The sequence below is a fragment of the Streptomyces sp. NRRL S-1022 genome (assembly GCF_000720135.1).
Classification (GTDB): domain Bacteria; phylum Actinomycetota; class Actinomycetes; order Streptomycetales; family Streptomycetaceae; genus Streptomyces.
Window position 1 is genome coordinate 80,311 of record NZ_JOIU01000010.1, and the last position, 13,998, is coordinate 94,308.

Sequence of the window (13,998 nt, forward strand, 5' to 3'; positions counted from 1 at the left end):
AACCGGGAGGAGACCCGGGTTCCGGCCGGGAGGCGGCGAACAAAGACCTGTTGCGGGCGGCAGCTGAGGGCGCCCGCGACGCAAGACAAAACACGTGTCCACAGGAACAAATGGGCACTTCAGGGCGTTTTTGCCCGTACAGGGAGGCGGCATGACAGAGACGGCGAGCGGTCCGGCACGAGGTTCCCGAGCCAAGGGCGCCAAGGCGACCAAGGGGGTGCGTGTCGAGCGCATCCACACCACCCCCGGCGTGCACCCGTACGACGAGGTGTCGTGGGAGCGCCGTGACGTCGTCATGACCAACTGGCGCGACGGCTCGGTCAACTTCGAGCAGCGTGGCGTCGAGTTCCCCGACTTCTGGTCGGTGAACGCGGTCAACATCGTCACCAGCAAGTACTTCCGCGGTGCCGTCGGCACCCCGCAGCGCGAGACCAGCCTCAAGCAGCTGATCGACCGCATCGTGAAGACGTACCGGAAGGCCGGTGAGGACTACAAGTACTTCGCCTCGCCCGCCGACGCCGAGATCTTCGAGCACGAGCTGGCGTACGCCCTCCTGCACCAGATCTTCAGCTTCAACAGCCCCGTCTGGTTCAACGTCGGCACCCCGCAGCCCCAGCAGGTCTCCGCCTGCTTCATCCTGTCCGTCGACGACTCCATGGAGTCGATCCTCGACTGGTACAAGGAAGAGGGCATGATCTTCAAGGGCGGCTCCGGCGCCGGCCTGAACCTCTCCCGCATCCGCTCCTCCAAGGAGCTGCTCTCCTCCGGTGGCAACGCCTCCGGCCCGGTCTCCTTCATGCGCGGCGCCGACGCCTCCGCCGGCACCATCAAGTCCGGTGGTGCCACCCGCCGCGCCGCCAAGATGGTCGTGCTCGACGTCGATCACCCCGACATCGAGGACTTCATCGAGACCAAGGTCAAGGAGGAGGAGAAGATCCGCGTACTGCGCGACGCGGGCTTCGACATGGACCTGGGCGGCGACGACATCACGTCCGTCCAGTACCAGAACGCCAACAACTCGGTCCGCGTGAACGACGAGTTCATGACGGCGGTCGAGAACGGCGGCAAGTTCGGCCTGCGCGCCCGGATGACCGGCGAGGTCATCGAGGAGGTCGAGGCCAAGGCGCTCTTCCGCAAGATCGCCGAGGCCGCCTGGGCCTGCGCCGACCCGGGCATCCAGTACGACGACACGATCAACAACTGGCACACCTGCCCCGAGTCCGGCCGGATCACCGCGTCGAACCCGTGCAGTGAGTACATGCACCTGGACAACACGTCCTGCAACCTGGCCTCGCTGAACCTGATGAAGTTCCTGAAGGACGACGGCAAGGGCAACCAGTCCTTCGAGACCGAGCGCTTCCAGAAGGTCGTCGAGCTGGTCATCACCGCGATGGACATCTCGATCTGCTTCGCGGACTTCCCGACCCAGAAGATCGGCGAGAACACGCGCGCGTTCCGCCAGCTCGGCATCGGCTACGCCAACCTCGGCGCCCTGCTGATGGCCACCGGCCACGCCTACGACTCCGACGGCGGCCGCGCCCTGGCCGGCGCCATCACCTCCCTGATGACGGGCACGGCCTACCGCCGCTCCGCCGAGCTGGCCTCGGTCGTCGGCACCTACGACGGCTACGCCCGCAACGCCGACGCGCACAACCGCGTCATGAAGCAGCACTCCGACGCCAACGGCAAGGCCGTCCGCATGGACGACCTGGACACCCCGGTGTGGGCCGCTGCCACGGAGGCCTGGCAGGACGTCCTGCGTCTCGGTGAGAAGAACGGTTTCCGTAACTCCCAGGCGTCCGTCCTCGCGCCGACCGGCACCATCGGTCTGGCCATGTCGTGTGACACCACCGGTGTCGAGCCCGACCTGGCGCTGGTGAAGTTCAAGAAGCTGGTCGGCGGCGGCTCGATGCAGATCGTCAACGGCACCGTTCCGCAGGCCCTGCGCCGCCTGGGCTACCAGGAGGAGCAGATCGAGGCGATCGTCGCCCACATCGCCGAGCACGGCAATGTGATCGATGCCCCCGGCCTCAAGCCCGAGCACTACGAGGTGTTCGACTGCGCCATGGGCGAGCGCGCCATCTCCCCGATGGGCCACGTCCGCATGATGGCCGCGATCCAGCCGTGGATCTCCGGCGCCATCTCCAAGACGGTCAACATGCCGGAGACGGCGACCGTCGAGGAGGTCGAGGAGATCTACTTCGAGGCCTGGAAGCTGGGCGTCAAGGCGCTCGCGATCTACCGCGACAACTGCAAGGTCGGCCAGCCGCTCTCCGCCAAGACCAAGGAGAAGGAGAAGGCCGAGGTCACGGAGAAGGCCGAGGCGACCATCCGCGAGACGGTCGAGAAGGTCATCGAGTACCGCCCGGTCCGCAAGCGCCTCCCGAAGGGCCGCCCCGGCATCACGACGTCGTTCACTGTCGGCGGCGCCGAGGGCTACATGACCGCCAACTCCTACCCGGACGACGGTCTCGGCGAGGTCTTCCTGAAGATGTCGAAGCAGGGCTCCACCCTCGCGGGCATGATGGACGCCTTCTCCATCGCCGTCTCCGTCGGTCTGCAGTACGGCGTGCCCCTGGAGACGTACGTCTCGAAGTTCACCAACATGCGCTTCGAGCCGGCCGGTATGACGGACGACCCGGACGTGCGGATGGCGCAGTCGATCGTCGACTACATCTTCCGCCGCCTGGCGCTGGACTTCCTGCCCTTCGAGACCCGCTCCGCGCTCGGCATCCACTCCGCCGAGGAGCGCCAGCGGCACCTGGAGACCGGCTCGTACGAGCAGTCTCTCGACGACGACGAGGTCGACGTCGAGGGCCTGGCCCAGTCGGCCCCGCGCGCCCAGGAGCTGAAGGCCGTCGCCACGCCGAAGGCCGAGTCCGAGGCGGCCAAGCCCGCCTCGCGGCAGGCGCACACCAGCGCCGAGCTGGTGGAGATGCAGCTGGGCATCCAGGCCGACGCCCCGCTGTGCTTCTCCTGCGGCACCAAGATGCAGCGGGCCGGTTCCTGCTACATCTGCGAGGGCTGCGGCTCGACCAGCGGCTGCAGCTGATGACACGCCGCTCGTGAAGTAAGGGGCGCCGGCCTGTGCCGGCGCCCCTTACTCGTGCGGGCGGAGGGCCTCAGGGCCGGTGCGCCCGCCCCATCACCCGGGTGAAGGTCGCCGGGTCCTCGTCGAAGCCGTGCACGCCGGGACGGAAGGTCCAGTCGGCGGAATCGTCGCGGACGAATTCGGCGATCGTGGCGGCCGTCGATCCGGGGACCGAGCCGAAGTCGTCCTCGGCGAGCACGGTGTAGCCCTCACGGACGCGTACGGCGGGACCGAGCACGTCGGCGAACGTCTTGTGCCCGGACCGCTGCTGGATGACGACACCCACCACCACGCGCGCGTAGCGGTCGCTCAGGCGCTCCAGTTCGAGCGTCATGACCTCGTCCCAGCCGAACCCCCTGCCGTCGGTGCTGTCCCGGTTGAGGAGGATCGTGCCGTCCGGCGAACGGCTGTCGAAGTGCACCAGGTAGTCCGGCGCCCCGTACGGGTCGCCGGACGAGAAGGTCGCGGCGATGATGTCCAGATCGGTCGGCGGCCGACCTGCCGGACTGGGGTCCCACTTGAGCGCGACCTCGACCTTGCGGATTCCCTTGCTGAAGCCGGTCACCAGGCTTTCCCTTCCCCCTGCGGCTCGCTCGACCCCAACTCCCCAACCGTCGGGGTTCCTTGCCCATCGTGCCACGCGTGCGGGGGCGCATGCGCGGGCGATCTCCGCCGGAGCGTGACCGACGCCACGCCCGGTGGCCTTACGATGGCGCGGTGCTGGTCAAGTGGATTCGCTGCACCGTGGTGGACCGCCGCGGGTTCGAGCGGGGGCAGCGGAAATGGGCGGGGCTTCTGGGGGAGCCGGGTTTTCGGGGACAGGGCGGGGGATGGAGCCGGCAGCGACCGGGGGTGGCGCACATATTCGCCTTCTGGGAGAGCCGTGCCTTCTACGACTCCTTCATGGCCCGTTCCCACGATCGCCTGGCCGCCGCCCAGTCCGGCACCTTCAAGGACGCCCAGGCCAAGCTGTTCGAGTACCGCTTCGACGTGAAGACGGGCTTCGAGCCGCGGTTCACCGACGCCGATCTGATCCGCGTGGCCCTGTGCCGGATCAACGAGGAGCGCGTCGAGCACTTCACGCTCATGCAGGAAAAGGTCTGGAACCCCGCGATGGCCGGCTCGCCCGGCATGATCCGCGGCATGTTCGCCGAGGCACCCGAACACGAGTTCCTGATCCTGTCGATGTGGCGCTCGGCGGCCGAGCACGGCAAGTACCGCACGGAGCGTGTGGAACGTCTCGCGCTGCGTGCCCAGACCGAGGCGGACGTCGCGGCGCTCTCCGGTGACATCGTGGACATGGAGCCGTCCTGGACGGTCTGAGCCATCGCTTGGTTTGATGAACGAACGCACCGCGGTGAGCCGCCGTACGCCAGGCCCGGAGACGGCTTCGGACGCTCGGAACATGTGACCTACGCCGTATACCGGCCGTACGATTGCCCGACTCGCCGCCGTTCGATCTAGGGTTTTGGCATGGCACGACCACGGCGCATCGTCCTTGTCCGGCACGGCGAGTCCACGGGCAACGTCGACGACTCCGTGTACGAACGCGAGCCCGACCACGCCCTCGCGCTGACCGAGCGCGGCTGGCGGCAGGCGGAAGAGACCGGCAAACGGCTCCGTGAGCTCTTCGGCCGCGAACGCGTGAGCGTGTACGTCTCCCCGTACCGCCGCACCCACGAGACGCTCCGCGCGTTCCACCTCGACCCCGACCTCATACGGGTCCGGGAAGAACCCCGACTGCGCGAGCAGGACTGGGGCAACTGGCAGGACCGCGACGACGTGCGTCTGCAGAAGGCCTACCGCGACGCGTACGGCCACTTCTTCTTCAGGTTCCCCCAGGGCGAGTCCGGCGCGGACGTGTACGACCGGGTCGGCGGCTTCCTCGAGAGCCTGTTCCGCAGCTTCGAGGCGCCCGACCATCCCCCCAACGTCCTGCTCGTGACGCACGGGCTCGCGATGCGGCTGTTCTGCATGCGCTGGTTCCACTGGACGGTCGCTGAATTCGAGTCCCTGGCCAACCCCGGGAACGCCGAGATGCGGGTGCTCGTTCTGGGAGAGGACGGCAAGTACACACTCGACCGGCCCTTCGAGCGCTGGCGGGAACCTGACCCGTACTGGGTGACCGGATAGAGTGGCAGGGCGATGACCGCTGACTCCTCTTCCCTCGGGCGCCTGGAGCGCGCCCTGTCGAGCCTGCGCGGCCTGGCCGTGGGGGACGCACTGGGCTCCCAGTTCTTCGTTCCCGTGAACTATCCCCTGCTGAAGCGCCGCGAGCTGCCCGCAGGCCCCTGGCAGTGGACGGACGACACCGAGATGGCCTGCTCCGTGGTTGCCGTCCTCGCCGCCCACCACCGCATCGACCAGGACGCGCTCGCCCGCTCCTTCGCGGAGCACCACGACTTCGACCGGGGCTACGGCCCCGCGGTCAACCGGCTGCTGCGCCTGGTCCGGGAGGGCGGGGACTGGCGGGAACTCGCCGCCGGCCTCTTCAACGGACAGGGGTCCTGGGGCAACGGTGCGGCCATGCGCATCGCGCCCCTGGGCGCCTGGTACGCGGACGATCCCGAGCAGGCGACCCACCAGGCGGAGATCTCGGCCTACACCACCCACCAGCACCGGGAGGCCGTGGTCGGCGCCATGGCCGTGGCCGCCGCGGCGGCACTGGCGGGCTCGCCGGACGGGCCGCCCGCCCCCGAGGCGCTCCTCGACGGAGTCGTCGCACTCGTGCCCAAGAGCGCCGTCGGCCAGGGCCTGCGCCGCGCCCGGGACATGCTGGACTACGGCGACGCGGCCACCGTCGCGGCCGTCCTCGGCTGCGGACGCCGTACGACGGCTCATGACACCGTCCCCTTCGCCCTCTGGTCCGCCGCGCGGGCCCTGGGGGACTACGGGACGGCGTTCTGGACGACCGCCCAGGTGGGCGGCGACGTCGACACCACCTGCGCCATCGTGGGCGGCGTACTCGCCGCCGGCAAGGCCGGGACGCCGCCCGCGGAGTGGGCGCAGCGCACCGAGGCCCTGCCGGGCTGGGTACCTACGGGGATCTGACGGCTTCCGCCGGTCCGGGGCCGAACCTTATTCCGGCCGACGCGAAACTCTCCGTGTGCGACGGGAACTCTGCGTGACCGCCGCCCGTTCTTCCGGTATCCGCTGCTCCTCGCGTCCCGCCTGTGGGGGCGAGGGCGGCCGGGGCCGTGACGACGAGGGACGGAGGGACGCGAGATGGTGATCACCTCGCCGGTGCCGGCACCGGCGCTGTTCCTGGTCCCGACTTCCCGCCTGGTCCCGGTCTTGTGCCTGGTACCGGCTCCGCGGCTGATCCCGGTTCTGCTCCTGGTCCTGTTGTTCGCCCTGTCATGGGTGCTGCCTGCCGAAGTGCGGCCGACCGGGCCGCCGCGTGCGCCGTGCGTCCCTGGGCGGCGGCCCGGTCGGCCGCGGCTTCGCGCGGCCCGGCCTGGATCAGCCGAGGTGCGGGCCCGCCGTGCCCGCGAGGGATTCCAGGTCGCTCTTGCGGACCCTCAGCACCAACCAGGCGGTGAGGAAGGCGAGCGCGGCCATCGCGGCGGCCGGTATGAAGGCGGTGGAGATGCCGTGGGCGAGCACCTCGTGCCCCCAGGGCGCGGGCAGCTGGTGCGTCTCGGCGAACCGCGCCTTCTGCTCCGGCGAGGCGCCGGCCAGGAACTTCGGCAGCTGCTTCTTCGCCTCGTCCGTGCTCGCCGAGCCGAAGACGGTCGTCAGGATGGACAGTCCGAGCGAACCGCCCACCTGTTGCATGGCGTTGAGCAGCCCGGACGCGGCTCCCGCCTCGTGCGGGGCGACACCGGAGACGGCGGTGACGGTGGCCGTCACGAAGTTCAGGCCCATGCCGAAGCCGAACACCAGCATGGGGCCCAGCACTCCGCCCACGTAGGTGCTGTCGGGCCGGATGAAGGTCTGCCACGTCAGCCCGATCACCACGAGCGCCGAACCGCCCATCATGAACGGCTTGGGGCCGAGCACCGGCAGGAAGCGCTGGGACAGACCCGCGCCCACCGCGATCGCGACGGTCACGGGCAGGAAGGCGACGCCGGCCTCGATGGCGCTGTAGCCGAGCACGTTCTGCACGAACAGCACGATGTAGAAGAACATGCCGAACATCGCCGCGGCCAGGCTGAGCATGATGACGTACGTGCCCCAGCGGTTGCGGTCGGCGAACATCCTGAGGGGGGTGATCGGCTCCTTCGCCCGCATCTCGGTGACGACGAAGGCGAACAGCAGTACCACGGCCGCCCCGAAGGAGCCGAGGGTGAGCCCGTCCCGCCAGCCGTCCTCGGCGGCGCGGATGAACCCGTACACCAGCGAGGCCATGCCGACGGTGGAGGTCAGGGCGCCGGTGAGGTCGAAGCGTCCCGGGTGCCGCTCGGACTCGTTGATGTACAGCGGCGCGAGCGAGGCGATCAGCACACCGATGGGCACGTTGACGAACAGCACCCACCGCCAGTCCAGCCAGTCCGTGAGCATGCCTCCCGCGAGGAGGCCGATGGCACCACCGCCCGCGGACACGGCGGCGAACACCCCGAAGGCCCGGTTGCGTTCGGGGCCCTCGGGGAAGGTCGTTGTGATCAGCGCCAGCGCCGTGGGCGATGCGATCGCGCCACCCACACCCTGCAGGGCCCGTGCGGCCAGCAATTGCCAGGGTTCCTGAGCCAGACCGCCCAGCAGGGAAGCGAAGGTGAACAGCAGGATGCCGGTCATGAACACCCGGCGGCGGCCGAGGATGTCACCGGCCCGCGCACCGAGCAGCAGCAGGCCACCGAAGGTGAGCGTGTAGGCGCTGACCACCCAAGTCAGATCGGTGGTGCTGAACTTGAGAGCGTCTTGAATGTGCGGAAGCGCGATATTCACAATCGTCGCGTCGAGTACCACCATGAGTTGGCAGGCCGCGATGACGGTGAGTGCGATGCCGGGATGCCCCTCCCGGCGGGCCACCCCCGGCTTTCGTTCTTCCTTGAGCAGCTGAGAGGTCGTCACTATGGGTCCCCCCTGAAGGCGTTAGTGAACGCTCGCGTTCACTGTCGCGTCCACGGTAGTGAGTCCCCAACAGTGAACGCAAGCGTTCACTTAATAGCCCGTCGCGCCCTGCGTCCCCCTTTTGCCTGCAGCGCGGCGCCACCTCCCCGGAACCCCCGCTTCCCCTTGCATGCTGGAGTCATACAGATGGTTACCTCGCGCTGGACGGCCGCGCCTGCCCGGACGGCTTCCCCTCGTCGGCGCGGTGCGGTCCTGGAGCGCGCGATCCTGAACGCCGCCCTGGAGCAGCTCAGCACGGTCGGCTGGAAGGGGCTGACCATGGAGGGTGTCGCGGCCGGCGCCCAGACCGGCAAGGCCGCGGTCTACCGCCGGTGGCCCTCCAAGGAGGATCTCGTCGCGGATGCCCTGGTGTCCGGCCTGCCCCAGGTGGAGAAGGCCCCGGACCTCGGCAGCGTGCGCGAAGACCTGCTCGCCCTGTGCCGTCAGGTGCGGGAGACCATGTACTCCCGCTCCGGTGTCGCCCTGCGATCGGTCATTCACGAATGCGACCACCTGCAAGTCGCACGCTTCGAAGCGGTCATCTTCGGCAGCGTCGTGGAGCCGACCGTCAAGCTCCTTCGTGAGGTCATCACCCGTGGAATCGAACGTGGAGAGGTCCGGCAGGACGCGGCCAACGGTTACGTCTTCGACGCCATCCCGGCCATGATGATGTACCGGTCGAAAATGTGCGCCAGCGAATGGAGTGATCGGGATCTCGCGGAGATGGTCGAGCAGCTGATGGTCCCGCTGCTGCGGCCGTACGGGACCTGATCGCCCGCGCCGGCCGTGTGCGCGCGGACCGGGCGGCCGGGGTGTCGTGCGGCGATGGCGGCGGCGTAGGCTAAGGGCGCCATGCCGTACGAACCACCTACTCACACCGTCGAGCGCTCCCTGCGCGCCACGACCGGAGCGAAGGTCATTGCCGGTGTCGACGAGGTGGGGCGCGGCGCCTGGGCCGGGCCCGTCACCGTCTGCGCGGCGATCACCGGACTGCGCCGCCCGCCCGAGGGGCTGACCGACTCCAAGCTGCTGACTCTCAAGCGGCGTACGGAACTCGCACGGACCCTGCAGTCGTGGGTGACTGCCTATGCGCTGGGGCATGCCTCCCCGGAGGAGATCGACGAGCTGGGGATGACGGCCGCGCTGCGGCTGGCCGCGGGCCGTGCGCTGGACGCCCTGCCGGCCCGTCCCGAGGCCGTGATCCTCGACGGGAAGCACGACTACCTCGGCGCCCCCTGGCAGGTGCGCACGGTGATCAAGGGCGATCGGTCGTGCGTGGCCGTGGCGGCGGCGTCGGTGATCGCCAAGGTTCAGCGCGACAAAATGATGGCCGAACTGGGTGCCGACCATGCACACTTCGGATTTGCGGACAACGCCGGGTATCCGTCTCCCGTGCACAAGGCCGCACTGGCGGAGTGGGGGCCCACCCCGCACCACCGCCTGTCGTGGGCGTATCTTGATGCGTTGCCTCAGTGGCGGCACCTCAAGAAGGTCCGCAGCTGGGCGGACGGAAGCGTTCCGGAAATTGAGGGTCAGCTCGGCTTCGATTTCTGACGGTTCTGCTCGCACTGATGTGCCACCCGGTCATCCGCGCCGCAGCAATGTTTGATAAAAATCAGCTCATGCCTCTCATTCCCGAGGAGCCTCAGATTCACGAGAGTGCCCAGGGTCCCCGCGCCACGCCGGCCAGCGGCCGTACCGCGCCGACCCCCCGCCCCGTACCCGGCCCCCGCCCCGCGGCTCCGTCCCGCCCCGGTCGCCCCGGCCCTCTGCGGCCCACGGCACCGGTGCAGCGGACGTCGTCGCGTGACGTGGCTCCGGCCAAGCCCGGCCCCTCCGGCCCGGCCGCTCCCGCCGCCACCGCGGCCCCGCAGATCCAGCTCATCCCGGCCTCGGCCGAGGGTGCGCTCGACGCCGCCGAGGAGGCGGTGGACCTGCTCCTGGACTCGGGCCGTGCCCCCGGCGACGTGCTGGTGATCACCACTGGTGACCAGCACCCGTGGGCCGAGCACGAGCTGTCCTTCGGCGAAACGTCCTACTGGGCGCAGCACGACGCCGGTGACGACGTGTTCTATGCGGACGCCACCGTCGTCTCACGCGCCGCGTCCCGCCCGGTGGTGGTCGTGGCCGTCAACGGAGGCCCCGCTTCCGTCGCTGCCACCGCCCTTCCGCTGGCGCACTCCCGAGCCGGTGCACTGCTGATCGTCTGCGGCGACCCGCAGCAGATCAACTCGGTGCTCGGCGCCGGCGTCTGAGCCACGCCCGGCCCTCGGGACATCGGGGTGCCGAGGGAGCCGCTCCGGCGGGAACCGCACGGTGCGGCTTTTGGCATGTCCGGGTGACGGGCTGCCCATCGCAGCGGTGTGAGGCCGCTCCCCAGGATGCCCCGGGGAGCGGCACCGTGGTTGTCCGGCGGGTTTGGCCCAGGTCGCCGTGCTGACCCGCCACGGTCCGCGCGTGCGACCGGCTCGCGCAGCCGCGGCTCAGGCGGCCGACCGGACCGCGCCGCTTCGTGAGTGTTCGCGTAACCGGAATTTCAGGCGTGAGCCCGGGCGGGCTCTTCGGTGAGGTTGTCGGGGCGGGCCGGCTCGCCCCGGCCATCGGCTCACCGGCCCCAAGCGCCGCTCGTGACGCTGACCGGCGACACGCGCCGTCGTACCGCCGGCCCCGCTCCCTTCAGCGGGCCGCCGCTCGGCGCAGCACATCGGAGACCGGGCCGCCGGTGCGTGGCACCAGCGGCGGAGCCTCCGCGGTGGCGACGGACTCCGGTACCGAGTGGGCGTTGGGCTGGCGTCCGCCGCGACCCTCGCCCAGCACCTGCCAGCCCTCGTGCGTCAGCGTGATGTACGCCCCGCACCGCAGGCCGTGCAGCGTGCAGGCGTCGCGCAGCCCCCACATCCAGGCGCCGTCCTCCTCGGTCCAACGCCCGTCGCCCTCCCGGCAGTAGAGCAGGACGGCCGTGCGCACCGGGGTACGGCGGCGCAGGTCGTGGGGGATGACCCGGCGCAGCTGGGCCAGCAGCGCGTTACGGAACATCCAGCCGTCGGCCGGGGCCGGCCGGCGCGTGAACGAGGCACTGGCCCGCAGCCGCTCGTCCGGGTCGAGAACCGCCACGATCGCCGTGAGCGGCTTCGGGTGGTGGCGGGCGTGCAGCCCGCTGACGACCTCACGGGGGTTGCGCAGCAGAGGGATTCCGGCGGCGGCCCATTCGGCCGGCTCAAGCAGGCGACTGGCGGAAGCGGCGGACGCGGACGTCGACAAGGAGGCCGCCGAGGACGAGGCGAATCCGAAGGTCACGTTCCTCCCTTCGGCTACGCGCCCATACTGAGGGCGAGGTCGGATTCGGGGGAGCGCGCACCGCAGGGGAGCCCAACCGGATCACGGACGAGCCGTGCGGGGAGCGGACCTCAATTCTTCCTGGCGAACTTGGTTGCGGCAACGAGCAATTGGGGCCGCCGACTGTTATCAGGTGGTGCGTGGCTTATATCCCTACCCAAAGGGTTGGCCGATGACGCCTGAGCCGTCCCCTCGGCGTCCGGTCACCCGCCGCGCGAACCTCTCCGGTCCCGCGAGGACCAGCCGCAACGCACCGCTCGGTCCCGTGAGGCGCAGTGGCGGCGCGTCCGTCACCCCTGAACGGCGAGGACCAGAGGCAGCACGCCGCGCGCACCGGACTTCCGGAGCAGGCGTGCCGCGATCGCCAGGGTCCAGCCCGTCTCCGTGAAGTCGTCGACGAGCAGCACCGGACCCTGCGCCTCGGCCAGCGTGGACGCCAGTGCGGGCGGCACCGTCAGCGCGCCGGCGAGGGCCTTCAGCCGCTGCGCACTGTTGCTGCGCGGCAACCGGGGCGCGTCCCCGGCGTATTCCACCGAGCCGAGCAGTGGGAGCCGGCCGACCTCGGCGATCCGCGCGCCCAGGGAGTGGATCAGCCGCGGCCGGGTGCGTGAGGCCACCGTGACCACGCCCACCGGCCGGGGCTGGGCGTCGGAGGCACCGGAGGCCCAGCCGCCGGGGCCCCGGGCCCAGTCCGCCAGGACATCGACCACGGCTCGCGCCACGTCGTCCGGCACTTCGGCGTCCGGTGTCTGAGGAGCGAGCAGCGGTCGCAGCCGGTTGCCCCAGCCGATGTCCGACAGGCGCCCCAGAGCACGACCCGGCGAGGTCTGTTCCCCTGTCGGGATGCGGCCCTTGAGGTCGATGCCGATGGCCGGGAGGCCGGTCGGCCACATGCGACGGGGTTCCACTTCCACTCCCGCACGCCCCAGGTCGCTCCGGGCCGCGTCCAGTGCAGTGGCGGACAGGTCGGACGTGAAGCGGGGGCCCGCGCAGTTGTCGCAGCGGCCACAGGGCTTGGCGCCCTCGTCGTCCAGGTGGCGCTGCAGGAACTCCATCCGGCACTCGGTGGTGGTCGCGTACTCGCGCATCGCCTGCTGTTCGACCGCGCGCTGCCGGGCCACCCACGCGTAACGCTCGGAGTCGTACGACCAAGGCTGCCCGGTCGCGATCCAGCCGCCCTTGACGCGGCGCACCGCTCCGTCCACGTCGAGGACCTTGAGCATGGTCTCCAGGCGTGAGCGGCGCAGCTCGACCAGCGGTTCCAGAGCGGGCAGCGACACGGGCCCGTCGGCCCGGGCGAGGACGTCCAGCGTGCGCCGTACCAGATCCTCGGACGGGAAGGCCAGCGAGGCGAAGTACTCCCAGATCGCCTCGTCCTCCTTGCCCGGCAGCAGCAGCACCTCGGCGTGGTCGACGCCGCGGCCGGCGCGGCCGACCTGCTGGTAGTAGGCGATGGGGGAGGAGGGCGAGCCGAGATGGACCACGAAACCGAGATCCGGCTTGTCGAAGCCCATGCCGAGCGCGGAGGTGGCGACCAGGGCCTTGACGCGGTTGGCGAGCAGGTCGTCCTCGGCCTGCTGCCGGTCGGCGTTCTCCGTCTTGCCCGTGTAGGAGGCGACGGTGTGCCCGCGCTGCCGCAGGAAGGCGGTGACCTCCTCGGCGGCGGCGACGGTGAGCGTGTAGATGATGCCGGAGCCCGGGAGGTCGTCGAGGTGGTCCGCGAGCCATGCCATCCGGTGCGCGGCGTCCGGGAGGCGCAGCACGCCGAGGCTCAGGCTCTCCCGGTCGAGCGGCCCGCGCAGCACCAGCGCGTCGGAGGCGCCGCCCGTGCCGAGCTGCTCGGCGACGTCCGCGGTCACCCGTGCGTTGGCCGTCGCGGTGGTGGCCAGCACCGGGACGCCGGGCGGGAGGTCGCCGAGCATGGTGCGCAGGCGGCGGTAGTCGGGGCGGAAGTCGTGGCCCCAGTCGGAGATGCAGTGGGCCTCGTCCACGACCAGCAGGCCGGTGGCGGCGGACAGCTTGGGCAGGACCTGGTCACGGAAGTCGGGATTGTTCAGCCGCTCCGGCGAGACGAGCAGCACGTCGACGCCGCCCGCCGCGATCTCGGCCTGGACGGACTCCCACTCCTCGGTGTTGGCGGAGTTGATGGTCCGGGCGTGGATGCCGGCCCGGCCCGCGGCCTCCACCTGGTTCCGCATGAGCGCGAGCAGCGGCGAGACGATCACCGTGGGCCCGCTTCCTGAGGCCCTCAGCAGCGACGTCGCCACGAAGTACACCGCGGACTTGCCCCAGCCCGTGCGCTGCACGACCAGGGCCCGGCGCCGGTCGGCGACCAGTGCCTCGATCGCCCGCCACTGGTCCTCGCGCAGCCGGGCGGCGCCGGTGGCATCCCCGACGAGACGGGCGAGGACGGCGTCGGCTTGTGCGCGGAGGTCCGCGTTGCTCGTGTGCTCCATGCGTCCCATACAACAGGACGGGACCGACAACCGGGCGGGCTCGGGCCGAGGCTGTGGACGACG

Annotated in this window: 11 protein-coding genes; 7 read left to right on the forward strand and 4 right to left on the reverse strand. The window is 70.4% G+C overall.

Annotation, left to right across the window (positions count from 1 at the left end; genetic code table 11):
* The first annotated feature begins 151 nt into the window (after positions 1-151).
* The gene (locus IG05_RS0115255; RefSeq protein WP_030342895.1) at positions 152-3,052 is read left to right on the forward strand and encodes a vitamin B12-dependent ribonucleotide reductase; all 2,901 of its coding nucleotides are present in this window, start codon (positions 152-154) and stop codon (positions 3,050-3,052) included.
* Between the two features lie 70 nt (positions 3,053-3,122).
* On the opposite strand, the gene IG05_RS0115260 is transcribed toward IG05_RS0115255, so the two are convergent.
* Positions 3,123-3,656, reverse strand: coding sequence for a TerD family protein (locus IG05_RS0115260; protein ID WP_030342897.1), 534 nt, complete (start codon positions 3,654-3,656; stop codon positions 3,123-3,125).
* A 152-nt stretch (positions 3,657-3,808) separates the two neighbouring features.
* Between IG05_RS0115260 and IG05_RS0115265 the strand changes: the two genes are divergently transcribed.
* The 3 genes from IG05_RS0115265 to IG05_RS0115275 all read left to right on the forward strand — a co-directional run bounded on the left by IG05_RS0115265 (position 3,809) and on the right by IG05_RS0115275 (position 6,142).
* Positions 3,809-4,414: a YdbC family protein gene (locus tag IG05_RS0115265; protein ID WP_030342898.1), complete on the forward strand. Its 606-nt coding sequence runs from the start codon at positions 3,809-3,811 to the stop codon at positions 4,412-4,414.
* A 150-nt stretch (positions 4,415-4,564) separates the two neighbouring features.
* On the forward strand, positions 4,565-5,224 hold the full coding sequence (locus tag IG05_RS0115270; RefSeq protein WP_030342899.1) for a histidine phosphatase family protein: 660 nt from the start codon (positions 4,565-4,567) through the stop codon (positions 5,222-5,224).
* A gap of 12 nt (positions 5,225-5,236) precedes the next feature.
* Positions 5,237-6,142 (forward strand): ADP-ribosylglycohydrolase family protein, encoded by a 906-nt coding sequence (locus tag IG05_RS0115275; protein ID WP_030342901.1) that lies wholly within the window; start codon positions 5,237-5,239, stop codon positions 6,140-6,142.
* A 411-nt stretch (positions 6,143-6,553) separates the two neighbouring features.
* Here IG05_RS0115275 and IG05_RS0115280 read toward each other — a convergent pair whose 3' ends face one another.
* Entirely contained in the window at positions 6,554-8,104 is a 1,551-nt protein-coding gene (locus IG05_RS0115280; RefSeq protein WP_030342902.1) for an MFS transporter, read from the reverse strand.
* A gap of 186 nt (positions 8,105-8,290) precedes the next feature.
* Here IG05_RS0115280 and IG05_RS0115285 point away from each other — a divergent pair, with 186 nt between their 5' ends.
* The 3 genes from IG05_RS0115285 (at position 8,291) to IG05_RS0115295 (ending at position 10,398) form a co-directional block, all read left to right on the forward strand.
* On the forward strand, positions 8,291-8,914 hold the full coding sequence (locus IG05_RS0115285; RefSeq protein WP_030342904.1) for a TetR/AcrR family transcriptional regulator: 624 nt from the start codon (positions 8,291-8,293) through the stop codon (positions 8,912-8,914).
* A gap of 81 nt (positions 8,915-8,995) precedes the next feature.
* Positions 8,996-9,697, forward strand: coding sequence for a ribonuclease HII (locus tag IG05_RS0115290; protein WP_030342906.1), 702 nt, complete (start codon positions 8,996-8,998; stop codon positions 9,695-9,697).
* Positions 9,698-9,765: 68 nt separating this feature from the next.
* Positions 9,766-10,398, forward strand: a complete 633-nt coding sequence (locus tag IG05_RS0115295) for a hypothetical protein (RefSeq protein ID WP_078894185.1) — start codon at positions 9,766-9,768, stop codon at positions 10,396-10,398.
* A 421-nt stretch (positions 10,399-10,819) separates the two neighbouring features.
* Here IG05_RS0115295 and IG05_RS0115300 read toward each other — a convergent pair whose 3' ends face one another.
* Together IG05_RS0115300 and IG05_RS0115305 are read right to left on the reverse strand one after the other, a co-directional pair.
* On the reverse strand, positions 10,820-11,440 hold the full coding sequence (locus IG05_RS0115300) for a hypothetical protein (protein ID WP_030342908.1): 621 nt from the start codon (positions 11,438-11,440) through the stop codon (positions 10,820-10,822).
* A gap of 329 nt (positions 11,441-11,769) precedes the next feature.
* Entirely contained in the window at positions 11,770-13,935 is a 2,166-nt protein-coding gene (locus IG05_RS0115305) for a RecQ family ATP-dependent DNA helicase (RefSeq protein WP_030342910.1), read from the reverse strand.
* Positions 13,936-13,998 lie beyond the last annotated feature (63 nt).